Here is a 24,200-nt window from a genome sequence, read left to right as displayed (position 1 = left end):
CATCGGGCAAAAGAGGACGATTCAAGACGAGCAGTGAGATGAGTCCGCGAATTCGTAAGGAATTGTTCCGTCGACAAGTCGGAATCCGCCCGCGCGCCCGCCTCACCGCAATCCGGTCGTCTTCTGCTGCGCGCTCGCGTAAACTTGCGCGCTTCTCGCAGCCCGCTAGGCTGCAATCAACATTTTTCAAAGGTGCCCGCCATGCCTTGGCTGCAAGTCCGTCTCGCCATCAGCCCAGAACAAGCCGAAACCTACGAAGACGCTTTCCTCGAAGTGGGCGCCGTGTCGGTGACGTTCATGGACGCCGAAGACCAGCCGATCTTCGAACCGGAACTCAACACCACGCCGCTGTGGTCGCACACCCATCTGCTGGCCCTGTTCGAGGACGGCACCGAAGCCGCCAGCGTCCTGGCCCATATGGAACTGCTGACCGGCGGCCCGCTGCCCGAGCATCACAGCGAAATCATCGAAGACCAGGACTGGGAACGCAGCTGGATGGATGGCTTCCAGCCGATGCGTTTCGGTGAGCGCCTGTGGATCGTCCCGAGCTGGCACGCCGCGCCGGAACCCGACGCCGTGAACCTGCTGCTGGACCCGGGCCTGGCGTTCGGCACCGGCACCCACCCGACCACCGCGCTGTGCCTGGAATGGCTCGACGGCCAGGACCTGAAGGATTGCAACGTCCTCGACTTCGGCTGTGGCTCGGGGATTCTGGCGATTGCCGCCCTGTTGCTGGGCGCCAAGGAAGCCGTCGGCACCGACATCGACGTGCAAGCCCTGGAAGCCTCCCGCGATAACGCCGGGCGCAACAACATTGCCGAAGCACTCTTCCCGCTGTACCTGCCGCAAGATCTGCCGCAGGTGCAGGCCGACGTGCTGGTGGCCAATATCCTGGCGGGGCCGCTGGTGTCCCTGGCGCCGCAACTGTCGAGCCTGGTCAAACCGGGTGGCCGCCTGGCGTTGTCCGGCATCCTCGCCGAACAAGGCGAAGAAGTGGCCAAGGCCTACGCCCAGGACTTCGATCTGGACCCGATTGCCAATCGCGATGGCTGGGTGCGCATCACTGGCCGTCGGCGCTAGAATGAGCGCCTGCATAATCCGGATCGCCGCATGACCGATAGCTTCGTCACCCAGTGCCCGCATTGCCAAACCAGCTTCCGCGTCAGCCATGCCCAATTGAGCGTGGCCCGTGGGGTGGTTCGCTGTGGCTCCTGCTTGCAGGTGTTCAACGCTGCCAAGCAACTGCTTGAGCAACGGGCCGGCAAAGACGCTGTCACACCGGTCGCCCCGGCCATCGTCGAGCCGCCGGTACGGGCCATCAGCCAAAAGCAGTGGTCCGCCGCCGAAATGGACCTGGACAGCCTCGACCTGGACCAGGAACTGGCCCGGCTCGAACAGCGGGAAATCCAGCCCACCAAGGAATTCGGCCAGCACCGCGAAGACACCTTGAGCGCGCGCCGGGACAGTGTCGAGCACGACGATGAGCCCTGGTCCGACAGCCTGTTCAGCGAATCGGCCGCCGATCGCGCCCAGGCCGTCGAAGCCGACCAACGGGAAACGCAGGCAGATCCGGGCAAGCACTCGCGCACTGAACCTTCGTTCTCACTGGAACCGGTTGATCTGGACGACGAGCCCCTGGTGCCGCACCTGCGCCTGAATGATCCGCTCGACACGCCGCTGCGCCATGATCGTCTGTCGGCCGCCGCTACCACTGACGACGACCTGCCTCCGATTGTCCCCTTGCGCAAGCGACACGAACGCAGCGAGGCGACCGAGCGTGACGAAGCCTTGCTCGACCTGTCTGACGACCCGCTGCAACTCGATTGGCAAAAACGCCGTTCGCCGTGGGGCCGACGGTTTTTCTGGCTGGTGCTGATCCTGCTCGGCGCCGGCGCCCTCGTCGGCCAGTACGTGGCCTACCATTTCGAAGAATTGGCGCGCCAGGACCAATACCGCCCGTGGTTCCAGCAACTGTGCCCGCACATCGGCTGCACGGTGCCGTCCAAGGTCGACATCGCCAAGGTCAAAAGCAGCAACCTGGTGGTGCGCAGCCACCCGGACTTCAGCGGCGCGCTGGTGGTGGATGCCATCATCTATAACCGCGCGGCGTTCTCCCAGCCCTTCCCGCTGCTGGAACTGCGCTTTGCCGACCTCAACGGCCACCTGATCGCCAGTCGTCGCTTCAAACCCGGCGAGTACCTCAACGGTGACCTCGAAGGCATGGCCGAGATGCCACCACAGACGCCGATCCACATCGCGCTGGACATCCTCGACCCAGGCCCCAAAGCGGTGAACTACAGCCTGAGCTTCCATTCACCCGAGTGAAACGCTTCAGTGTTGCGGGATTGACGGCGGTTTTCTGACTTCACCCCTGCGAACCAAACCGCTGGCGATAACAGAATAACTGTTCAGATTTTGTTCAATTCAGCCTTTAACCAGTCATCGAGAGCGGGTATCATGCCAACCCTTTTTCGAACTCTAATGATCCGGCCCCACAACAGGGAAGTCCTATGTCGGCGGTACGCATCGGTCCATATACATTGCACAACGGCTTGATCCTCGCCCCGATGGCGGGGGTCACCGACCAGCCCTTTCGTCAGCTGTGCAAGCGACTGGGCGCAGGGCTTGTAGTCTCGGAAATGGTCACCAGCGACATGAGCTTGTGGAACACCCGCAAATCGCGGATGCGCATGATCCACGAAGGTGATCCCGAGCCACGCTCGGTACAGATCGCCGGTGGCGATGCACAGATGTTGGCGGACGCGGCCCGGGCCAACGTGGAACTGGGCGCACAGATTATTGATATCAACATGGGCTGTCCGGCGAAGAAGGTCTGCAACAAGGCCGCCGGTTCCGCGCTGTTGAAAGATGAAGCATTGGTGACCGAGATCCTGCAGGCCGTGGTGGCTGCGGTGGATGTGCCGGTCACGTTGAAGATCCGCACGGGTTGGGACCGGGACAACAAGAACGGCCTGACCGTGGCGAAGATCGCCGAGCAGGCAGGCATCACGGCGCTGGCGGTCCATGGCCGCACCCGGGCCGACCTGTACACCGGCGAGGCCGAGTACGACACCATTGCCGCGATCAAGCAGGCGGTGTCGATCCCGGTCTTCGCCAATGGCGACATCGATTCACCCGAGAAGGCCCGGTACGTGCTCGATGCGACCGGTGCCGATGGCCTGTTGATAGGCCGGGCTGCCCAGGGGCGGCCATGGATTTTCCGTGAGATCGACCATTTTCTGCGGACCGGCGAAAAACTCCCGGCACCGGAACTGATCGAGGTGGAACGTATTCTGCTTGAGCATCTGGCCGCGCTGCACGCTTTCTACGGAGACGTGATGGGCGTACGCATTGCCCGCAAGCATGTGGGCTGGTACCTCGCAACCCTGCCGGGCGCCAGGGAGTTCCGCGCCCACTTCAATCGTTTGGATGGTACGGAAACACAATGCGCCAACGTCCGGGAGTTCTTCGCCGAACGTTACAAGAGCCTGACAGGGGACGGAGAAGGGGTGGCCGCATGACGATGATGACCGAGACTTTAGTGAGTGGAACAACACCCGTGAGCGACAACGTGAATTTGAAACAGCACCTCAATACGCCGAGCGAAGAAGGCCAGACCCTTCGCGGGAGTGTCGAGAAGGCGCTGCACAATTATTTCGCCCACCTTGAGGGCGCTGCCGTCACGGATGTGTACAACCTGGTGCTCTCCGAAGTCGAGGCTCCCCTGCTCGAGTGCGTGATGAACTATGTCAAGGGCAACCAGACCAAGGCCAGCGAGCTGCTCGGGCTGAACCGAGGCACGCTGCGCAAGAAACTCAAGCAGTACGATTTGCTGTAAGCATTCAATCAAACCAGAAAGGCGCCCGCGTAAAAACGGTCGCCTTTTTTGCTGACTCCTTTGCTTTTGATGGAAATTGAAATGACCGACCAGACTACCCGCCTGCCGATCCGCCGCGCCTTGATCAGCGTCTCCGACAAGACCGGGATCCTCGAATTCGCCAAGGAGCTCGAAGCCCTGGGTGTCGAGATCCTCTCCACCGGCGGGACGTTCAAGCTGCTGCGTGACAACGGCGTTGCCGCAGTGGAAGTCGCGGATTACACCGGTTTCGCAGAAATGATGGACGGTCGGGTCAAGACCCTGCACCCGAAAATCCACGGTGGGATCCTCGGTCGTCGCGGTATCGACGACGCCATCATGAACGAGCACGGCATCAAGCCGATCGATCTGGTGGCGGTTAACCTGTACCCGTTCGAAGCCACCATCAACAAGCCAGGCTGCGACCTGCCGACCGCCATCGAAAACATCGACATCGGCGGCCCGACCATGGTCCGTTCGGCGGCAAAAAACCATAAAGACGTGGCCATCGTGGTGAATGCCAGCGACTACGCCAACGTCCTGGAAAGCCTCAAGGCCGGCGGCCTGACCTACGCACAGCGTTTCGACCTGATGCTCAAGGCCTTCGAACACACCGCCGCCTACGACGGCATGATCGCCAACTACATGGGCACCGTGAACCAGGCGGCTGACACCCTCAGCACCGAAGGTCGCAGCGAGTTCCCGCGCACGTTCAACAGCCAGTTCGTCAAGGCGCAGGAAATGCGCTACGGCGAGAACCCGCACCAGAGCGCGGCGTTCTACGTGGAAGCCAAGCCTGCCGAAGTCGGCATCGCCACCGCGACCCAACTGCAAGGCAAAGAACTGTCGTACAACAACGTGGCCGACACCGACGCCGCGCTGGAATGCGTAAAAAGCTTCGTCAAGCCGGCCTGCGTGATCGTCAAGCACGCCAACCCGTGCGGCGTTGCGGTCAGCCCGGACGCCGAAGGCGGCATCCGTCAGGCTTACGAACTGGCTTATGCCACCGACACCGAATCGGCGTTCGGCGGCATCATCGCCTTCAACCGCGAGCTGGATGCTGAAACCGCCAAGGCCATCGTCGAGCGTCAATTCGTCGAAGTCATCATCGCGCCATCCGTCAGCGCAGAAGCTCGCGCCATCGTGGCGGCCAAAGCCAACGTGCGCCTGCTGGCCTGCGGCGAGTGGTCGGCTGATCGCGCCGCTGCCTGGGACTACAAGCGCGTCAACGGCGGCTTGCTGGTACAGAGCCGCGACGTCGGCATGATCAGCAGCGCAGACCTGAAAGTCGTGACCAAGCGTGCGCCGACCGAACAGGAAATCAACGACCTGATCTTCGCCTGGAAAGTAGCCAAGTACGTTAAATCCAACGCCATCGTCTACGCCAAGAACCGTCAGACCATCGGTGTCGGCGCTGGCCAGATGAGCCGTGTGAACTCCGCGCGTATCGCCGCGATCAAGGCTGAACACGCCGGGTTGCAAGTGGCGGGCTCGGTGATGGCATCGGACGCGTTCTTCCCGTTCCGCGACGGCCTGGACAATGCGGCCAAGGTCGGTATCACCGCCGTGATCCAGCCAGGCGGCTCGATGCGTGATGCGGAAGTGATTGCTGCCGCTGACGAAGCCGGCATCGCCATGGTCTTCACCGGCATGCGCCATTTCCGTCACTAATGCTCTTGTAGGAGCGAGGCTTGCCCGCGAAGGGGACGCCGCGGTGCAACAGCAATACCGAGGTGATGCCTTCGCGGGCAAGCCTCGCTCCTACAGGTTCGGTGTATGGCAGATGCCGCGCACCGTTAGCCAGGCAGCTCAGGCTGCTCCCCAGAATTAGCGTCATCCGAGGTTTTTTGAAATGAATGTTTTGATCATTGGCAGCGGTGGCCGTGAACACGCCCTGGCCTGGAAAGTGGCTCAGGATCCGCGCGTGCAGAAGGTTTTCGTCGCGCCGGGCAACGCCGGTACGGCCATCGAAGCCAAATGCGAGAACGTCGCCATCGACGTGCTGGCCCTTGAGCAGTTGGCCGACTTTGCCGAGAAGAACGTTTCCCTGACCATCGTCGGCCCGGAAGTCCCGTTGGTTGCCGGTGTTGTCGACCTGTTCCGCGCCCGTGGCCTGGATTGCTTCGGCCCGACCGCGGGCGCTGCCCAGCTGGAAGGCTCGAAAGCGTTTACCAAGGATTTCCTGGCGCGCCACAAGATCCCGACCGCCGACTACCAGAACTTCACCGAGATCGAGCCGGCCCTGGCTTATCTGCGTGAAAAAGGCGCACCGATCGTGATCAAGGCCGACGGCCTGGCCGCCGGTAAAGGCGTGATCGTCGCCATGACTCTGGCCGAAGCCGAAGACGCCGTGCGCGACATGCTCGCCGGCAACGCGTTCGGCGATGCCGGTTCCCGCGTGGTGATCGAAGAATTCCTCGACGGCGAAGAAGCCAGCTTCATCGTCATGGTCGACGGCAAGAACGTATTGCCGATGGCCACCAGCCAGGACCACAAACGCGTCGGCGACGGCGACACCGGCCCGAACACCGGCGGCATGGGTGCTTACTCCCCTGCCCCGGTCGTGACCGCTGAAGTGCACAAGCGCGTGATGGACCTGGTGATCTGGCCAACCGTGCGCGGCATGGCCGATGAAGGCAACGTCTACACCGGTTTCCTCTACGCCGGCCTGATGATCGACAAAGCCGGTAACCCAAAAGTTATCGAGTTCAACTGCCGTTTCGGCGACCCTGAGACCCAACCGGTGATGCTGCGCTTGCAGTCGAGCCTGGTATTGTTGGTCGAAGCGGCCTTGGCGCAAGCCCTGGACAAGGTCGAAGCGCAATGGGATCCACGTCCGAGCGTCGGCATTGTATTGGCGGCAGGCGGCTATCCGGGCGACTACGCTAAAGGCGTGGCGATCAACGGTCTGGAAGCAGCGGCGGCACTGGAAGGCAAAGTCTTCCACGCCGGTACTGCGCTGAAGGACGGCCAGGTGGTAACGGCCGGTGGTCGGGTGTTGTGCGCCACGGCCATGGGCGCCAGCGTCGATGCGGCCCAGCAGCAGGCTTACAAGCTGGCGGCGAAGATCGACTGGGAAGGCAGCTTCTATCGCAAGGACATTGGCTACCGTGCCATTGCCCGCGAGCGTGGCGAAAATCAGGAATAGGCCAGCCATTCGGCCAGGCAAGGGCGTGATGCCCTTGCCGGACTGTTCCAGCGCCGCGCATAGTTATATTCTGGCATCAACCTACGAAGGGATTTCGCCGTGCGCTGGCTCAGGATTGCCATAGGTCTTACCGTCACTCTGTTGACCTTGCTCTGCATGCTCCCGGCCCAGGCCGCGCAAGGCAGTGGCTGGTCGGTATTGCTCGACGAACAGGGCGACCTGGCGCTGAGCGACATCCGTTCCGCCCGCTTCACCAATCAATTCAGCCCCATCGAACTTGACCGCCTCACCGCGGCCGAGCCCGACGGTGCGTTATGGCTGCGTTTTCGCCTGGCCCCCGGCAAGCACGAACAATTGCTGCGGGTGTTCGCCCCGGACCTGTCACACCTCAATCTGTATGTGCTGGACGGCGAAAAGCTGGTCGAGCAACTGAACACCGGCACCCAGCAGCCCCAGGCCGATCGGCCATTACCCAGCAGCGACTTCATGTTGCCGCTGCCGCAAAGCGACAAACCCCTCGACGTCTACCTGCGACTGGTGTCCGAACACCAATTGCGGCCTTACATCACCCTGCAATCGGCAGTAATGACCGCCGCCAATCAGAACCTCACGCTGATCTATGGCCTGCTGTTCGGCTGCATCGCCATGCTGATCCTGCACAACATCGTGCGCTACGCCTACACCCGCTCGCGCAGCAGCCTGTGGCTGGCCGCGTGCGAATTCCTGCTGATGCTCAGCCTGATCCTGCTGCTGAACCTGGCCGGACCCTGGCTGCCGAACTGGCACGCGGTCCAGACCCCCGGCGCCTATCTCGCCTTGCTGCTGACCGCGCCGTGCGGCCTGATGTTCGCCTACCGCTTCTTCGCGCCGCTGGGCCCGCACCCGCTGAACAAATTGCTGCTCGGGGCCATTCTGTTCACGGTGGTCTGCGGGCTGCTGCTGTTGTTCGTCAACACCCTGCCGTTGAACATCATCACCTACGCCCTCGTCGCGCTCGCAGGCTTGAGCATGCTGTTTGTCAGCGCCTTCCACTGGCAAAAAGGCTATCGCCCGGCGCGCCTGTTCGTGGCAGCCATGGTGGTGTTCAACATCGGCGCGCTGATCATCCTGCCGGCACTGTTGGGGCTGACCCTGGTGGCGCCGCAAGGCCTGATCATCACCTTGCTGGCCTTCATCTGCATCAGCGGCCTGTTGATGAGCATCGCCCTGGGCGAGCGCCAGCGCAGCATCACCGAAGACCGCTTCAGCGTCAGCCGCGACCTGGCCGCCAGCAACGCCGAGATCAACGCCAAGGCCGAATTCCTGGCCAAGATCAGCCACGAGATCCGCACGCCGATGAATGGCGTATTGGGCATGACCGAACTGCTGCTGGGTACGCCGCTGTCGGTCAAGCAGCGGGATTACGTGCAGACCATCCACAGCGCCGGCAACGAACTGCTGACCCTGATCAACGAGATTCTCGACATCTCCAAGCTCGAGTCCGGGCAGATCGAACTGGACGACGTGCAATTCGACCTCAATGCCCTGATCGAAGACTGCCTGAGTATCTTCCGGGCCAAGGCCGAACAGCAGAACGTCGAGCTGATCAGCTTTATTCAGCCGCAAGTGCCACGGGTGATCAGCGGTGATCCGACGCGCCTGCGCCAGACCCTGCTGAGCCTGCTGGAAAACGCCCTGAAAAAGACCGACGAAGGCGAAATCCTGATCGTCGTCGCCCTCGACGAACGCAGCGCCAAACCACGCCTGCGCATCGCCGTGCAGGACAGCGGCGTGCCGATGGAAGCCGAGGAACGCGATGCGTTGATGCACGCCGAGTTGCACAGCAAGCATTTCCTCTCGGCCACGCGCCTGGGCGGCAACCTGGGGCTGGTGATCGCCCGTCAGTTGATTCGCCTGATGCAAGGGGAATTCGGGATCAAGAGCGGCACCAATCAGGGCAGCACCTTATGGCTGACCTTGCCGCTGGACCCGGATCGCCTGGAACACCCGACCTCCGACCTCGACAGCCCGTTGCAAGGCGCGCGGGTGCTGGTGGTGGACGACAACGACACCTGTCGCAAGGTGCTGGTGCAGCAATGCAGCGCCTGGGGCCTGAACGTCAGCGCCGTGCCATCCGGCAAGGAAGCGTTGGCGTTGCTGCGCACCAAGGCGCACCTGCGCGACTACTTCGACGTGGTCCTGCTGGACCAGAACATGCCCGGCATGACCGGCATGCAACTGGCGGCCAAGATCAAGGAAGACCCGAGCCTGAACCACGACATCCTGCTGATCATGCTCACCGGCATCAGCAATGCGCCGAGCAAGATCATCGCCCGCAACTCGGGGATCAAGCGCATCCTCGCCAAACCGGTGGCCGGCTACACCCTCAAGACCACCCTGGCGGATGAGCTGAACCAGCGCAACAAAGGCCAGGTCGTGAACCATCACCTGCCCGCCGGCCCGACCCTGCCGGTCAAGGTGCCGAGCGACTTCAGGATCCTGGTGGCCGAAGACAACAGCATCTCGACCAAGGTTATTCGCGGCATGCTGGGCAAGCTCAACCTGCAACCGGACACCGCCAGCAACGGCGAAGAGGCCTTGCAGGCGATGAAGGCCCAACGCTACGACCTGGTGTTGATGGATTGCGAAATGCCGATCCTCGACGGCTTCTCCGCCACCCAGCAATTGCGGGCGTGGGAAGTCGGCAACCAACGGATTCGCACCCCGGTGGTGGCGTTGACCGCACACATCCTCGCCGAGCACAAGGAACGCGCGCGCCAGGCGGGTATGGACGGGCACATGGCCAAACCGGTGGAGTTGTCGCAGCTGCGTGAACTGATCGAACACTGGGTGGCCCAGCGCGATCAGCAGAATCGTACAGCCTCGACGTTCTGAAGCCGCTCTCGCGGCAGGTCCAGGCTGTTCGGCATCTCAAGACTCAGGGCTGCGACTTCTCGCTCAGTGTCATCACTGCGACATTGTCCTTGAGCCTGTCCCGAACTTTCTGGGCAATAAGGTCACGCACGGGGCTATAGCGGGTTTCGGCCAGTTTCGCCTGGTCGTAGCGCATGGACACAGAGCCTGGCACGTCCAGGGCTGTATGCAACTGGGCGAAGGGGTTGGGGCCGACGGCCTGATGGGATTGAAACTCGAAATACACACTGGTGAGTGAAGTCGCCGATTGCGCCAGGAGCACCAGCAAACGTGCATTTTTCGAGGGCGCTTCCGTGTCCTCCCGCTGTCCATCGATAGCGTTTTGCAGGTGTTTACGCAGTAAGCCGATGGCAGGCTCGGTCCCCGGCAAACCCGCTACCTGCTTCAAGGCTGCAGCAATGAGTTGTCCTGCGCTCATTTCACCCTTGCCCATCGCGCCGACGATCCAGTCGACCGCAGACTCCGCACTATCGCCGGTTATCCGCCATTTCTGCTGTGCTTTTGCATACCGCAGCCAGAAATCATCCAGCACTTGCAAATAAGCATCGTACCAATTGCGTTGCGGGTGCTTTTCAACTTCTTTGTTGGCAACCAGTTGCGCCAGCAATACAGAGTTGAGCATGTCTGTGCCGACGACACTTTTATCCGCGCCAGGAATAATAACGAGCGCACTGCCAACGACCAAAAAGGAAAATTTGTAATCCATTCAACCCCCGTACTATTGAAAGAGCGGCCGATACCTGGCCGCTCCGTCACGAATTAATCAGATTTCGTAATCTTCAATCTTCTTCTCGATATTCAAGCCCAGTTTAGTCTTGATCGCTTCGCGCGCCTGATTAGCGACCATATCGTTTTTGGCAAACATGGTTTCACCGCGATACAGTTTCGCATCACGAATATCTACATCCACGAACAGCACTTTGGTCGACGAGTTTCGACGCATGAAACGCACCGCGCCTACGGCCATGATCGCCTCGCCATTAACTTCAGTGCACGCACCGGTGGCGACACCGCCAATACCGTTTTCCAGCAGGTTTCGCTCATACGTGGTCAGCGCGGTATCGCGTTTCTGCAACGCGGAAATGGCATCCCCCGCGACCTTGAGCATCAGTGCACTGGTCGGACCCGGCAGGGCGACACCGGCGACGACCGAGCCCAGGATCTCCAGTACCAACTTATCCATACGGACGCTGGTCCCGGAAACATTCAAATCACTGTAGAACTTGGTGACTGGCGTCCAACCGCAACTGGTCATCACTTCGCGGAACATCTCGTAATTCTCTTTACCCTGATGTTGCAACGGGTATTTCTTGTTTGCTACCAGGGAAGCGAACAGAAAGGCGTTCTGAGCATCCGAGCGATTTTCCGCACTGAGATTACCGGTGAACGTTACAACGGCTTCGCCCACAATAGACGCTTTGCTCGGCTCTTCAACAGGCGGTTGCGCCATTAGAAAGCCACGCGGACGGGAAACTTCCGGGGCATCAACTTCATACGCTTCAATATTCTTCAGGCAAGTAGCAACATAGCTGTCACGAATAGATTGGTTGTACATAATAAACTCCTTTTTAAATAATTAATCAAACTCATCATGAGCTTGTGGAACCCACTCTAACCAAGCTCTAAAAAACCAACAAACTGAAAGCTGTAACATTATCCTTAATCAACTTTCGCAACTAAGAAACCACCCCCTGAACACACTGGAGCAGCGCAAGAACGAAGGTAAAAAAGACGCTTGAAACATATCCCACGGGCCACGTATCGACTGATAGACTCCGCCTCAACTCTCTTGCTGCGAGTTCCAACCATGCTCCACGTGTTATTCAGCGTTTACCTGAAGATGTTGGTGCTCTACAGCCCGTTCTTCGTATTGTCCTGCTTCATCAGCCTGACCCGCGGTTACTCACGCAAGGAGCAACGTCGCCTGGCCTGGAAAGTGGCCCTGGCGACCCTGATCTCGAGCGTCTTGCTGTACCTGTTCGGGCGAGTGATCTTCGACGTGTTCGGGATCACGGTGGATGCCTTTCGCATCGGCGCCGGCAGTGTGCTGTTCATCTCCGCGCTCGGCATGGCCCAAGGCAAATCCGTGGTGCAGACCGACAACGTGCAACAAGACGTGACCATCGTGCCGCTGACCATTCCCCTGACCGTCGGCCCCGGCACCATCGGTGCGCTGCTGGTGATGGGCGTCAGCCAGCCGCATTGGGATGACAAACTCACGGCCATCCTCAGCATTGCCATGGCCAGCCTCACCGTGGGCGTGGTGCTTTACCTGTCCAACCGCATCGAACGCATCCTCGGTGATCAGGGCTTGCAGATCGTCAGCCGCTTGATGGGCCTGTTCGTCTGCGCCCTGGCGGCACAAATCATCTTTACCGGGGTCAGGGGTTACCTGGTGCCCTGAATGCCACGTCTTGAAAAGTGACCGTGAAAAAAAACGCCGCAGGTTTGAATAACCTGCGGCGTTTTCATTTACACGGACTGCCGAAGCCCTGTCACTTCGGGTTTATCCGCCGGACCAGCGCCGCCAGCGAATCAACCTGACCGACGCTCAGCGCCCCGATCAATTGCTCCAGGCTCACGGTTCGTGTTTCACCCAGCACGTGCAGGCCCAGGCTTACCTGGCTGCGCGAGGCTGGATCAGCCGATTCCACCTCGCTCAGGACCAGGCTGTGGCCTGAGTCCGGATCGGTGAACAGCAACTGCCCGTCAACCTGATCCACGCGCCACAGATCCTGAGGACCGACGTCCATGATCAGGGTGGTGGACGGCCCGGCCGCACCGTCCGATGAACGCCCGGAGGCATCCAGCACCAGGCATTCCAGACGCTGCCAGACCGCAAGCGATACGCGACAACTCAGCGAATCCGAGCCCGTGCCCAGGACCAATTGTGTGACGCCATCAGGCAGCAGTGGCTCCAGGTCGGTGAAGCTGCCCTGCAGTCGCAGGGTCAGCACGTCACCCTCACGCCGGGCGAAGCTCGGCTGCACCCATACGACCTTGGATGAGTTGTAAGTCAGCTCAGTCGGCACTTCATGCACCAATGCCATGGTTTTGTTGCCGACACCCAGGTTGCGAACACCCAGCAATCGCATGTCAAGCTTGGAGCCACTCACGCCCACCACCTCATCAATGTCGCTCACATACCAGTCACGGCTGAAGCGATTGCCGATGGACACATTCGGGTGATGCGGGTGCTGGCTGACCAGCGTTTTCAGAGCAGCTCTTGCACGGTCGTGCCTCGGATCAAACGTTGCGGCATTGGCCCGGAGCCATTTCTCCGTGACACCGACGATGCGGGCTTGAAGACCGTATTGCAAATCAAGCTGAATGCCATCGCGGGTCACGCCCCTCAGGCCGCTGCCATGCAACTCGACCTCGGCAAACGTCCATTCTGACCACTCGCGCTGCGCGGCGGCCAACGGATGGCCTGATAGCAGGCGCGTGCCCTGGGCAAATGCCGCGCTCAGTTGTTCGTTATCCAGATAGGCTTGGCGATAAAGCTGGCCAGTCGTCGGTGCGAACAACCAGGCGTAGCGTTGGTCCGGGGTGGTTGCCAGGAAACGCAAGCCCTGGTCGCTCTGAGCATCGACCAACAGCAACCGCTTGTCCTGATACCAGCCGACCAGCGCGCTTCCCCGGGACGTGGTCAATCCCGTCACCTCGATACCTGCCACCTGATACTGCTCGGCCAGCAATGCCAACTCGCTCAGCCAATTAGCCTGCTTTTCCAGCCACGTCAGGTTGACCCCGCAGAGTTCCACCGTCCCGGAGCCGCGTGCATCAAACATCAGGCCGGAGTCGGTCACCACCTGGTAGCTGCGCCCCTGTGCCGTCAAGCTCTTGATGCCGTCCAGCACTGTCTCGACGGTGATCCTGTCTCCCTCGCCTCGAGTGCCGCGTCGCAGCCGCCCGAGAGAAATGGTGTAGATCAGGAAGCTGTCGTGCTGATCCGTCTCTGGCATTAGCAACACAGCGTTATCAGCGACAGGGTCAGCACTGACAATCATCCAGTTGTCACGGATGCGCAACCAGGAGGTGTAGATCCGAGTCTTCAAGTGGGCCTGCAATGCGAGGTACAGCGGCGGTTGCCACTGTTTGACATCCGAAGCCATGTTCGGCGTGGCATCCGCATAAACATCGCTCAAGCTAAACAGCGCCAGGAAGTCATTCCAGGCATACCAGTACGGGTCCTCCTGATCTGCGTCGCTCACCATTGTCGATACGGCGCTCATATGGATCTGATCGCCCTGTACCAAATAGACCAGGTTATAGGACTGGCCGTTATTACCCGTCACCTGCTGCACAACTCGCACCGTCGACCCCGCACTCTCACAAGCGATCAGGGTCGAACCCGACTGAGGATTGAGCAACCGGTAGCGACGGTTGACCAGCCCGGTGGATACATCGACGCGCCAGATGCTCGTGTGTTCACGATGATAGAAATACACGTGGTCGCCCACCACCGTGCCGAGCTGAAGTTCCTCGCGGACAGCGGCAGGCAGGTTGCGCGCGTACAGCGTCCGTTTTTTCGCTACGTCGTAGAAAGCCCGGGTTCGAACCGGTGCCGCCGGGTCACTGAAAGGCGCGGTGAAGTGTTGCAATGGCAGATAGGGGGTGGGGATTCGGTGATCATCACCCAGTTTGGCCAATTGTTCTCGCAAGGCTGCCAAGTCGGCCTTGTCGCTGATATTCAGTTGCGTCAGGACCAACTGGCGCTTCGCCCGATCGACCTGGAACACCTGACCGCCTTCAAGCAGCAGATAGATTTCGTTGCCCGCTTCGACCGTGACTTCAATGCCACCCACTTTCAGCGTCGAGTCACCCACAACCACGCTTCGTTCATTGACCCAGGCCGCGCCAATCATCCAACGCATCGCGCCAGAGCCTTTCAAGGTGGTCAGCTGCACGCTGGCAATGCCCGGGATGAGCGTGAGAGAGCATTGTCCGCCGACGCCTTCAATGTCATAGGAGACCAGGCCATGGCATTCAGCAAGAATTGGCCAGACGGACAACGAGGTGACGACTTTATCCAGGTGCACACTGATTTGCGTGGGTTCATAGACTGGCAATAGTTTGTAGACGATATATTCGAAAGGGGTCCAGGGAGTGAAGTAAAACTGGCGGTTGCCCCGACCATCGAACTCCAGCTCGCGTGCCTCGTCGAAGCCTTTGTCATGCCGGTTCACGGCACCAGGCAGCAACTGATACTCAAACCCGTAATGACGTTTGGGCGTGCTCGGCAGCACGACCCTGGTGATCACTTCATCACCGGGCTGGTCGGTATTAGGGTCAATGCCGCCATCAATCAAGGCAAAGTCGAGCAAGCCCCAATTATCCCGTAGATCAATCCCCCGGGACCTGTCGACCACATAGTCCGGCAAGCCTGGCCCGTTTCGCCGCGAGGGAAACAACTTATGCGTGTCGAACTGGATATTCCGACGGCGTAGTTCAATCGTGGTGGTCACGACCTCCGGCCTTGGCCACAACACGCCATTGAACACCAGGTGACCGCCATCCTCGTAGGCGGACTTCAACCTGTAGAAATACTTGCCGACGCTCTGCGACTTCAGAAGGATCGAGCTGTAGTTATTGACCAGGGCTGAAACGCCAAAACCGATTCCTGCCAATGGCACCGCGACTGCTCCGGCAAAAGCACCGGCGGTGCCGCCGACGGCCAGCCCACCCACTCCGAGTACCAGCCCCACCGAATCAAAAAACAGCTGAGTACCGATACGCGCGATTTGCGCGGGGTCATCGGCGTTGGCCAGTTCATAGATATCGAACCCGACGCTGGCAACGGCCAGCAGATGGCCGATGCCCTCACCAACGGCCCGGCCCAGCGCGCGACCGACCACACTGGACGTCGTGGCGGCGATCACCTTCTCGTTTCTCAAGGCCTCACGCACCAGCCGTATGACGCCGACCACATCACTGACAACGCCGTGAATCATTTGTGCGTAAACGACATAGCTGTGCAGCCGCACGGACAGCGCCAACGGCGCGTTATCGGCGCTCAATGCGCCCTCGCGCTGATGCAGTGCGAGCATCAGGGACTGGATCGCGAAACCGGCGTTCAGTGTATTGACCGGCGAAGCTTCGGCGGGTTGGCCCAGCGCCAGAAAACGTTCGCGCAGATAGGATTTGATCCGGATCAGGCGAGTGTCGGCCGTGGTGACACTCATCACCGTCTGCGAATTCTTGACGTTGACCATCGACACCGTGACTTGGCCGGCGGCGTTGGTTTGTGCGGTTTCGATCATTGGGATGAATTCACGACCCAGGCTGTTTTCCAGGCGCAGCCGGGATGTCACTTCATCCAGTTGCCGGGCCCAGTTTTGGCCTTCCAGATCCGCCAGCCCCTGACCCAGACGGGCATTTTCCGACAGGGAGCGTGCGCGCAATGCCGCGTGATGCGCCCATGGCGTGACCGCCGTGTCGCCACTCAGTGGGGCATGTTCCAGCAATGCAGACACTGCAACATGCGACGGCAGCGACCTCTCGGCGATTCGCGAGCCATTGAGATCGAGCACATGGTAGGTCGCATCCACCGACGGGCTGATGCCGTACAGGCCACTGATGCCCGGATCGCCGAGAAACTGCTGGAGGCCGCGGCGCAGAGCTTGAGCCTCTGTAAAACCAAAGATGCCAAAGTTCGGGTCATAGAACCGGTAGCTGCTTGATGCTCCGTCGACCACTTTGGCGATCAGCATCGAGTGGTTGTCGGTATTGACCATCAATGTGCGGGTGCTGGCACTGTCTTCCAGCGTTCGCAGAAGCTGGTCCAGCCGCAACTGACCGGCCGGCGTACCGGTCTCGACCATCGCCACCGTCCGCAACTCATCCAGGGTGCGCAGAAACACGTGGCTATCGTTGGCATTCGGGTCCAGGTTCGCGTTGGCCACGCGAGCGATCATTGCGTCTACTGCCGACGCGTCCTTCGACAGCGCCGCCGCCAGGGTCAGCACCAGCGGATAGCAGTGCCGGCCGGGGTCGCCTTCTGCGCGAATCAAAAGCCCCTGCGGCATCATCTTGGCGGACGACGCGCCCGCCGCGACAAAACGTTCCAGCACGGAAGCACTGCGGTCCAGAACCTGGATGCGTAATTCGTGTTCGGTTTGCAGGCGGATCCGAGCGATGTGCTCGCCCCACGCGCGCACACTCAACGGTTGGGTAAAGGCCAGAGCCTTGAGGGTTTTGGCGTTTTGCGCCGAGACTTCGAAACGCGCTTGTCCTTCGGCGAAACCAGCGGCAAAAGCGGGACTGTTCTGGCTGAGCAACGCTTGCTCAATCGCGAGGTAGCGCTGCGCAAGACCGCGCTCGACGGTGTTCTGTGCCAGCTCGCGGCTGCGCTGCCAGGTGTCGGCAAACCCCGCATCATCCAGGGTTTGGGCGCCGAACAAACCGCCGAGATACACCCGGTGCACCGGGCTCAGTTGGTTCAGCGGCAGTGAACCATGGGCGATACGGGCGAACAGTTCGTTAAAGTTGCCCAGCGGCTGAGCACCAATTGACGACGGCAGTTCGACCGGCGCTTGTGCGCGGATCCGCTGGCGCTCTTCGAAACTGACACGCAGCCGCCCTTGTAGGCGAACCTCGCCGGACAATTTATCGGTCATGGCGCGGACGAATGCTTCACCCGATTCATCGACCCAGCGTTGTAATAACGGGGTATCCAGGACCGGACGCCCCTCGATCACCGGCCAGCCTTTTTCGAAGGTCAGGGCCTGGCCTTTGAGCAACTCGGCAAGGTCACCGGCGTAACGGGTTTTGTAGCGGCCGGCGGTCCATTTTTCCTGTTCTTGTTGCAGCCATTCCTGTGGATTGTCGTTGACTGACCAACCAGAAATTTTGTCTTCTTCGGTCAGATCGTTGAAACCTTCCTTCAGTTGCATGTCCACCCTGATGGTTGCAGCCCCGCTAGGCGAAAGGTGCATTTCGCCAAATTCTGCAAGACCGAGTACCGTCGCACCAGGGCCAGTCATCGCAACGGTTCCACGAGCTTCCGGCCGTATTCCATCCCGGTAATAAGCGCTGATTCCATCCGTCGCATTTTTGATTACGGTACTGGGATCACTAGACTGGAATGAACGTTGTGCATAGCGATCGCGCACGACATCAACAATAAGATCAGACGCTACCCGGGCATCTCCAAAATCAGTTCCCAGAGCTAACAGCCTTCGCTCGACTTCAAGCAAGCAGTCGTAGTGGAAACGGATCAATTGCAGCGTGTGCTGCACAGCTCCGCTCTTTGGGTGGGCGATGATGTGCGAATTCATATCACCGAACGTGGCACGCGCCAGGCGCATGCCGTCCACGGCGACTCGATTGTCTTTGGGTAAGACAAAAATGTCATGAACCGAGGGCTTACTTTCGGCAAACTTGCGCAGTGCCTCTTGATGCTCCACCGGGATGCTCCCGGTTCGATCCTCGTAGCGTTTAACATCGCGCCCCGGCAACAGCAGCGCATTGTGATTGAGCAGAAGTTGCAACACGCCTATTGCTGCCCCATCGCTAAACTTGCTGATATCGACACCGCCGATCGGCTTGATCAGCCCCGGCAAGTAATCCAGGTCGCTGTAGCGTCCACCTTCAATATCCACCGCCAGCAGGCGCACCACATCACTGGCCGCTGCAAAATTGCCACGCATCGCCACTTCACGCTGATAAACATCCCAGAGAAAGTGCGACTGGAACGTATCGCGAACATCGCGCAGGCGGGTGTTGTCATCAACCATGGCCAAGTGACTGTCCAGGCACTTTTGCCGGAAGGCCGTGAGCACATCCTTGTCTTTGCCATAAGCCCTGACCATCAAATCGATCCGCGCTTCATCGGCCTTGCCGGCCCATTGCGGCTGGGCGAGATGCTCAGCCATTTGCCACTTGAGCACCCGCGCCCGATCTTCGATCATCCCCGCCAGTTCAGCCGGCTTCGTTACCGTAGCGCCGCCCGCCTCCATGGCATGCACCCTGGCGCTCTCATGGATGACCCGATTCATCTCAAAGGCCAGCAATGCATCGCTGTCGTACCACAGGTTGAACCGATGCCCCTCGGGCACCATCACCTGGCGCCAGATGTTCATGTAATCCCGTTGAATGGCGCCGAACTCGCTGCCACCGACCCAGACAAAGTGCATGACCTTCGGCACTTCCGGTTGCGTACCGACCAACATGGTGACGGTGTTTTCGCAGCGCACCGCGTATTCCCTGACCGTGGCAATCAGCCTGGTCTGCTCCCCGGTCGTCGGTGTCTCGAGTTGCTTGATCAGCGACGTCAGGGTGTCTTCGAACAGCTTGACCGCCGTGAGTTCTTCGGACACATCCATGGCGCTAATGGAGGCCTGAAAATACCGTTCCAAGTGACTGAATTCGGGCATCGAAACAGCTTCGGCCAGTATCGACCTGACTTCAGCCATATCGATCCAGGCCGGCAGGGCCAGCGCATTCAAATTACGTTCTTCCATGACAACTTATCCATTGAATAAAAAATGGGACACGCGTGGGCACGTCGAAAAATGTTCATCCCTCGACATTCAACTTCGCATTGATTTTTCTTGGCAGTTATTAAATACGATCCATCAGACAAGCACACACCGCCACTTGCAACTGGAGTAACAAGTCACAATTGAAATCATCTGAAAAGTATTAAAATTAATAACCACAAACACACTGCACGGAACAAAACTAATAGTTCGCATAGAACTTTTCAAACCACAAACAATTCATTTAATGTCTACACAACTTGAAACTTAGTGCCAGGCACACAAAAACCAGCCCGACATCACATCGCGCCAACTAATAAATGAACAAAAAAAACGCCTCCGAGTGGAGGCGTCGTGTATCAAGAGGTCGGCTTGTCGCCGTACCAGCGCGGCGTATAGACCCACGCACCACCCTCGGCGCGAGGGAACACGCAGGTGGTGGACGAACCGATCAACACCATCGTGCGCATGTCCACTTGGTCCGGGGTCAATTGGCCAAGCGTGGTGACACGCAATGTCTGCCCCGGCCGGCCAATGTCACGCCCCAGCACCACCGGTGTTTCGGCGGTGCGGTGCTGCGCGACGATCTCCAGCGCACGGCCCAGCTGCCACGGACGTGAGCGGGAGATCGGGTTGTAGAAGGCCAGGGCCAGGTCGGCCTGGGAGGCCAGATCCAGTCGTTTCTCGATGATCGCCCACGGCTTGAGGTTGTCCGACAGCGACATCACGCAGAAGTCATGGCCCAGTGGCGCACCCGCCTGAGCGGCGGTGGCCAGGGACGCGGAAACGCCGGGCAGGATTTCCAGATCGACGTTGTGCCAGTTGGCATCGCTGGATTCGTGCAAGGCTTCGAGCACCGCCGCAGCCATGGCGAACACGCCCGGATCACCCGACGACACCACCACCACCGAACGCCCCTGGGCCGCGAGTTCGAAGGCGTGGCGAGCACGCTGCATCTCTTCGCGGTTGTCGGTGCAGTGCATCACTTGATCGGCGCGGAACGGCCCGGCCATGCGCACGTAGGTTTCGTAACCCAGGATGTCATGGGCCCGGGCCAGTTCGGCCTTGACCGCCGGCACCATCAATTCGGCGGCGCCGGGGCCGAGGCCGATCACGGCGAGACGACCACGCGGGCGGCCGAGCAGCAGTGGGTCGAGGGGTTCGGCGGCGACGGCGATGGCCATCGAGTCATTGATTTCAATCGACGTCAGCAGCGACGGCACTGCACTGCGGGCCAGCTCAAGCACGCTGCCGGGCCGGGCACTGAATCGCAGCGGCACACCCAATTCCAGCGCCGCTTCGCGCAGGGCCGGGTTGGCCATCTCGCGTTCATCGGCCAACAAACAGGCCAACGATTGCAGCGCAATATTCGCGTCATGCAATGCCGCTCGAAGGGTTTCAGCCGTCCCCGCCGTCAACGCCACCAGCACGTTGCGCGGATAGATCAGCAGTTCATTGGCACTCGGCTTACGCTCGGCATGCCCGACATGAATCGCCAATCGCGCCTGCTGATCCTCCGGCAACTGCGCCGCGGCCAGCCACGGCGCCGGGCCTTCAATGCGCACCGATTCACCCGCGAGCAAATCCGAAACGAAGCGCTTGCCCAGCTCCAGATCGCCCAAGGCATAACCAGCGGGCGGGTTGAGCAGGCAGGTGCCGAAGCGCAATTCACCGCTGGTGGTGATCGCGGCGGCGACGTCCAACGCGGCGGCGATTTCCCGCGCCAAGACATTCACCCCTCCCAGGCCACCGAGCAGCGGCACCACGGCGCTGCCGTCTTCGGCCACCGCGAGCACTGGCGGTTCGGCGCCTTTTTCCAGGAGCAACGGCGCCAGGGTGCGGATGACAATGCCGGCGGCGCACAGGGCGATGATCGGCGTGTCTTGCTGATAGAGTTCGCGCAGGGTCGCGCCAAATTCCTGATAGTCGCGGTCGGCGCCTTCAACCCGCCCGGCCAGTCCGTGAATCAAAGCGTCCGGGTAGCGCTGCTGAATCCGCCGCGCCGTGGCGAGGCTGCCATTGCCGAGGATGACAATGGCCGGAGCAGGACGGCCCATCACCCTTGCCACCGTTCGCCGGGGACGATGATCAGCGAGAAGTAGGGCGAGGACATCGGCTCGACTGCATCCAGCGGCACGATTTTCTGGTTGGCCATGGTCGCGCGTTCGACGTACAGCGCACGCCCGGCCAGACCGAGTTCTTCAAGCACCTGGCGCACTTTGGGGAAGTTGCGCCCCAGCTTCATGATCACCGCCGCGTCCGCATCCGCTAGACGACGCTTGAGTTCGTCATGGGGCAGCACGCCGGACAGCACCGACAAACTCTGATTGCGATACACCAGCGGGGCGCCCAATACCGAAGCACCGCCAAGCATCGAGCACACACCCGGCACCACTTCAGCCACATAACGCTCGGCCAAACGATCGTGCAGGTACATGTAGGAACCGTAGAAGAACGGATCGCCTTCGCAGATCACCGCCACGTCGCGCCCGGCGTCCAAATGTTGCGCCAACTGCTCGGCGGCGGTGTCGTAGAAATCGCTGATCACTTGTTCATAGGACAGCGGCGCCGGCAGCGCTTCGGTGGTCACCGGGTACACCAGCGGCAACAGGTTTTGTGCATCGACAAGGTGCGCTTCGATGATGCCGAACGCATTGCCCTTCTTGCCCTTGGCGACGAAGTACGCCACCACCGGCGATTCGCGCAGCAGGCGCAGGGCTTTGACGGTAATCAGTTCCGGGTCACCGGGGCCCACGCCCAGGCCGATCAAGCGTCCAGGCTGCTGCATCATTCGATCTCCGTGGCGAGCGCATTGACGGCGGCGGCGGCCATGGCGCTACCGCCGAGCCGGCCTTGCATGATGACGAACGGCACGCCGCGACTGTCCGCCGCCAGCGCGGCTTTCGATTCGGCGGCGCCGACGAAGCCCACCGGGAAGCCGAGGATCAGCGCTGGTTTCGGGGCGCCGGCGTCGAGCATTTCCAGCAAATAAAACAACGCGGTCGGCGCGTTGCCGATCACCACCACGCTGCCTTCCAGGTGCGGGCGCCACAGTTCCAGCGCGGCGGCGGAACGGGTGTTGCCCAACTCACGGGCCAGCTCCGGCACGCTGTCGTCGCGCAGGGTGCAGATCACTTGATTATTGGCGGGCAGGCGCGTGCGGGTCACGCCTTCGGACACCATCCGCGCGTCGCACAGAATCGGCGCGCCGGCGGCCAGGGCATCGCGCCCGGCCTTGCCGGCACCTTCGGAGAATTGCAGACCGTCGATGGCGTCGACCATGCCGCAGGCGTGGATCACCCGCACCGCGAGTTTTTCCAGGTCGGCCGGGATGCGCGAGAGGTTAGCCTCGGCACGAATGATCGCGAAGGAGTTGCGATAGATCTCCTGACCGTCGCGGATGTAATCAAGCATCAAGGGGGCTCCGTGAGCGGGCGTCGAGCAAGGTCGCGACCGCTTCAATAGTAAGGTTGCGTGCGTGCAGCGCGCCGAAACCGGGCTGTGCTGCATCGCGAAAATAGAGGTCGTAGTGACCGGGAGAAACCGCCAGCAAGGTGAACGGCGCAACGTGCGCGGCGGCGCAGGAACGCGGGCAGCCGGACAGGTGCACATTGAGGATCTGGTCGTGACGTTGCAGCAGCGCCGCCAGTTGCAGGGCATCGCTTTTGGTGTCGGACACACCTTTGCCGCAACCGGCGGAACCGGTGCAGGCAATCACATGGGTCAGGGCGTCGTCGGACGAGCAGCGCAGGCCGAGGTTTTCCAGGCTGTGGATAACTTCAGCGGCGTCGTCTTCGTGGATAGTGGGCAGCAGCAGGCTTTGCCATGGCGTGAAACGTAGGGTGCCGTCGCCCTTCTCGCGAGCCAGTTGTGCCGCGCCACGGAGCATGGCGGGATCGAGCCGGCCCAACGTGGGCACCGCGCCGATATAGACGCGACCGGCCTCGCGCTGTGGATGCGCGCCGATGTGCAGGACGCCAGAAACGGTGCGCGGCACACTGGCGATGGACAGCAGCGGCACACGTTCGGCCAGTTGCGCGACAAACCCGGCCAGCGGGTACTCGGCCAACAGATGACGCAGGCGGGTCAGCTCGGGGCGCGCCAGGTCGAGGAACCGCTCCAGCACCGCGATCACCAAGGCATGACCGTGTTCCAGCCGCACCGCGCCCAGGGCTACGTCCGTCGGGCAGCCGGCCAGGCCGAACGCCAACAGACACTCGCCATTCTGTTCAACGGCACTCAGCCACAGGTCATGGTGATGTTCGAGCATCGCCAAGGCTTCGCCGCCATCGAGTTGCAAGGCGAACTTGGCGCTCAACCCGTGGAAACGCTCATGGCTTTGCAGGCTGGTGAGGATCTGCTCGGCCAAAGGGCGCGTGTCGAACAGCATCTGCCGATCAATCCCGGCGCTCGGGCTGAGCATCAGGTTGCGCACATCGTCGCCCGCCGCCGTGCGTGGCCCCAACCCGGCGGCCAGCAGGCTATCGATCAATGCCGTCTCTTCGCGGCCAATCCCGCGAATCTGCAGGTTGGCGCGGTTGGTCGCCTCGATCACGCCGCCGGCGTAACGCTCGGCGGCATCGGCCACGGCGTCAGCCTGGGCTGCGCTGATCGAGCCGCCATTCAACTTGATCCGGCAGATACCGCCATCCAGCGCCTGGACAATACGCAACAACCCCGGGCAAGCCGAGGGGCGTAAGGCGGTGGACATCGGACGGACGTTCAAGGGATGGTTGGCTGCGCGGTGATGGGCGAAAGGTCGCCATTATGCCTGCTTTGCCCGAGCGCATGAAAATGCCTG

At 60.8% G+C, this 24,200-nt stretch carries 16 protein-coding genes; 9 read left to right on the top strand and 7 right to left on the bottom strand.

Going from position 1 to position 24,200, the window contains the following annotated elements; genetic code table 11:
- The first annotated feature begins 201 nt into the window (after window positions 1-201).
- From prmA to FQ192_RS23350, 7 genes are all read left to right on the top strand, one after another.
- Window positions 202-1,080, top strand: a complete 879-nt coding sequence (prmA, locus tag FQ192_RS23380; RefSeq protein ID WP_149660670.1) for a 50S ribosomal protein L11 methyltransferase — start codon at window positions 202-204, stop codon at window positions 1,078-1,080.
- A 30-nt stretch (window positions 1,081-1,110) separates the two neighbouring features.
- Window positions 1,111-2,325 (top strand): DUF3426 domain-containing protein, encoded by a 1,215-nt coding sequence (locus FQ192_RS23375; RefSeq protein WP_149660669.1) that lies wholly within the window; start codon window positions 1,111-1,113, stop codon window positions 2,323-2,325.
- Window positions 2,326-2,510: 185 nt separating this feature from the next.
- Complete coding sequence (dusB, locus tag FQ192_RS23370) at window positions 2,511-3,521, top strand: tRNA dihydrouridine synthase DusB (RefSeq protein ID WP_149660668.1); 1,011 nt, start codon at window positions 2,511-2,513, stop codon at window positions 3,519-3,521.
- Window positions 3,518-3,838, top strand: a complete 321-nt coding sequence (fis, locus tag FQ192_RS23365; RefSeq protein WP_007907419.1) for a DNA-binding transcriptional regulator Fis — start codon at window positions 3,518-3,520, stop codon at window positions 3,836-3,838. The genes dusB and fis overlap by 4 nt, the downstream gene beginning before the upstream one ends.
- An 81-nt stretch (window positions 3,839-3,919) precedes the next feature.
- A complete protein-coding gene (gene purH, locus FQ192_RS23360; protein ID WP_149660667.1) occupies window positions 3,920-5,527 on the top strand; it encodes a bifunctional phosphoribosylaminoimidazolecarboxamide formyltransferase/IMP cyclohydrolase in 1,608 nt (535 codons plus the stop codon).
- 181 nt (window positions 5,528-5,708) lie between these two features.
- Entirely contained in the window at window positions 5,709-7,004 is a 1,296-nt protein-coding gene (gene purD, locus FQ192_RS23355) for a phosphoribosylamine--glycine ligase (RefSeq protein WP_149660666.1), read from the top strand.
- A 99-nt stretch (window positions 7,005-7,103) separates the two neighbouring features.
- Window positions 7,104-9,878, top strand: a complete 2,775-nt coding sequence (locus FQ192_RS23350) for a hybrid sensor histidine kinase/response regulator (RefSeq protein WP_149660665.1) — start codon at window positions 7,104-7,106, stop codon at window positions 9,876-9,878.
- A 43-nt stretch (window positions 9,879-9,921) separates the two neighbouring features.
- Here the strand turns inward: FQ192_RS23350 and FQ192_RS23345 are convergent, their stop codons facing one another.
- Window positions 9,922-10,623 (bottom strand): hypothetical protein, encoded by a 702-nt coding sequence (locus FQ192_RS23345; RefSeq protein ID WP_149660664.1) that lies wholly within the window; start codon window positions 10,621-10,623, stop codon window positions 9,922-9,924.
- Window positions 10,624-10,680: 57 nt separating this feature from the next.
- Entirely contained in the window at window positions 10,681-11,472 is a 792-nt protein-coding gene (locus FQ192_RS23340; RefSeq protein ID WP_149660663.1) for a hypothetical protein, read from the bottom strand.
- A gap of 252 nt (window positions 11,473-11,724) precedes the next feature.
- Here FQ192_RS23340 and FQ192_RS23335 point away from each other — a divergent pair, with 252 nt between their 5' ends.
- Window positions 11,725-12,321, top strand: coding sequence for a MarC family protein (locus FQ192_RS23335; RefSeq protein WP_149660662.1), 597 nt, complete (start codon window positions 11,725-11,727; stop codon window positions 12,319-12,321).
- A 91-nt stretch (window positions 12,322-12,412) separates the two neighbouring features.
- On the opposite strand, the gene FQ192_RS23330 is transcribed toward FQ192_RS23335, so the two are convergent.
- Entirely contained in the window at window positions 12,413-19,000 is a 6,588-nt protein-coding gene (locus FQ192_RS23330) for a TcdA/TcdB pore-forming domain-containing protein (protein ID WP_256672351.1), read from the bottom strand.
- A gap of 9 nt (window positions 19,001-19,009) precedes the next feature.
- On the opposite strand from FQ192_RS23330, the gene FQ192_RS34545 reads away from it, so the two are divergent.
- The gene (locus FQ192_RS34545) at window positions 19,010-19,402 is read left to right on the top strand and encodes a hypothetical protein (RefSeq protein WP_256672350.1); all 393 of its coding nucleotides are present in this window, start codon (window positions 19,010-19,012) and stop codon (window positions 19,400-19,402) included.
- 356 nt (window positions 19,403-19,758) lie between these two features.
- On the opposite strand, the gene cobJ is transcribed toward FQ192_RS34545, so the two are convergent.
- The 4 genes from cobJ to cobG are packed head-to-tail and all read right to left on the bottom strand — an operon-like array spanning window position 19,759 to window position 24,110.
- Entirely contained in the window at window positions 19,759-21,456 is a 1,698-nt protein-coding gene (cobJ, locus tag FQ192_RS23325) for a precorrin-3B C(17)-methyltransferase (RefSeq protein ID WP_149660660.1), read from the bottom strand.
- On the bottom strand, window positions 21,456-22,187 hold the full coding sequence (locus FQ192_RS23320) for a precorrin-2 C(20)-methyltransferase (RefSeq protein WP_149660738.1): 732 nt from the start codon (window positions 22,185-22,187) through the stop codon (window positions 21,456-21,458). The genes cobJ and FQ192_RS23320 overlap by 1 nt, the downstream gene beginning before the upstream one ends.
- Window positions 22,187-22,813 (bottom strand): precorrin-8X methylmutase, encoded by a 627-nt coding sequence (locus tag FQ192_RS23315; protein ID WP_149660659.1) that lies wholly within the window; start codon window positions 22,811-22,813, stop codon window positions 22,187-22,189. The genes FQ192_RS23320 and FQ192_RS23315 overlap by 1 nt, the downstream gene beginning before the upstream one ends.
- Entirely contained in the window at window positions 22,806-24,110 is a 1,305-nt protein-coding gene (gene cobG, locus FQ192_RS23310; protein WP_149660658.1) for a precorrin-3B synthase, read from the bottom strand. The genes FQ192_RS23315 and cobG overlap by 8 nt, the downstream gene beginning before the upstream one ends.
- Between the last annotated feature and the right edge of the window lie 90 nt (window positions 24,111-24,200).

It is taken from the genome of Pseudomonas sp. ANT_J12 (genome assembly GCF_008370045.1).
In the GTDB taxonomy this organism is placed as follows: Bacteria; Pseudomonadota; Gammaproteobacteria; order Pseudomonadales; family Pseudomonadaceae; genus Aquipseudomonas.
The sequence above is the reverse complement of the archived record's forward strand: the minus strand, read 5'-3'. Positions and strand labels throughout refer to the sequence as shown.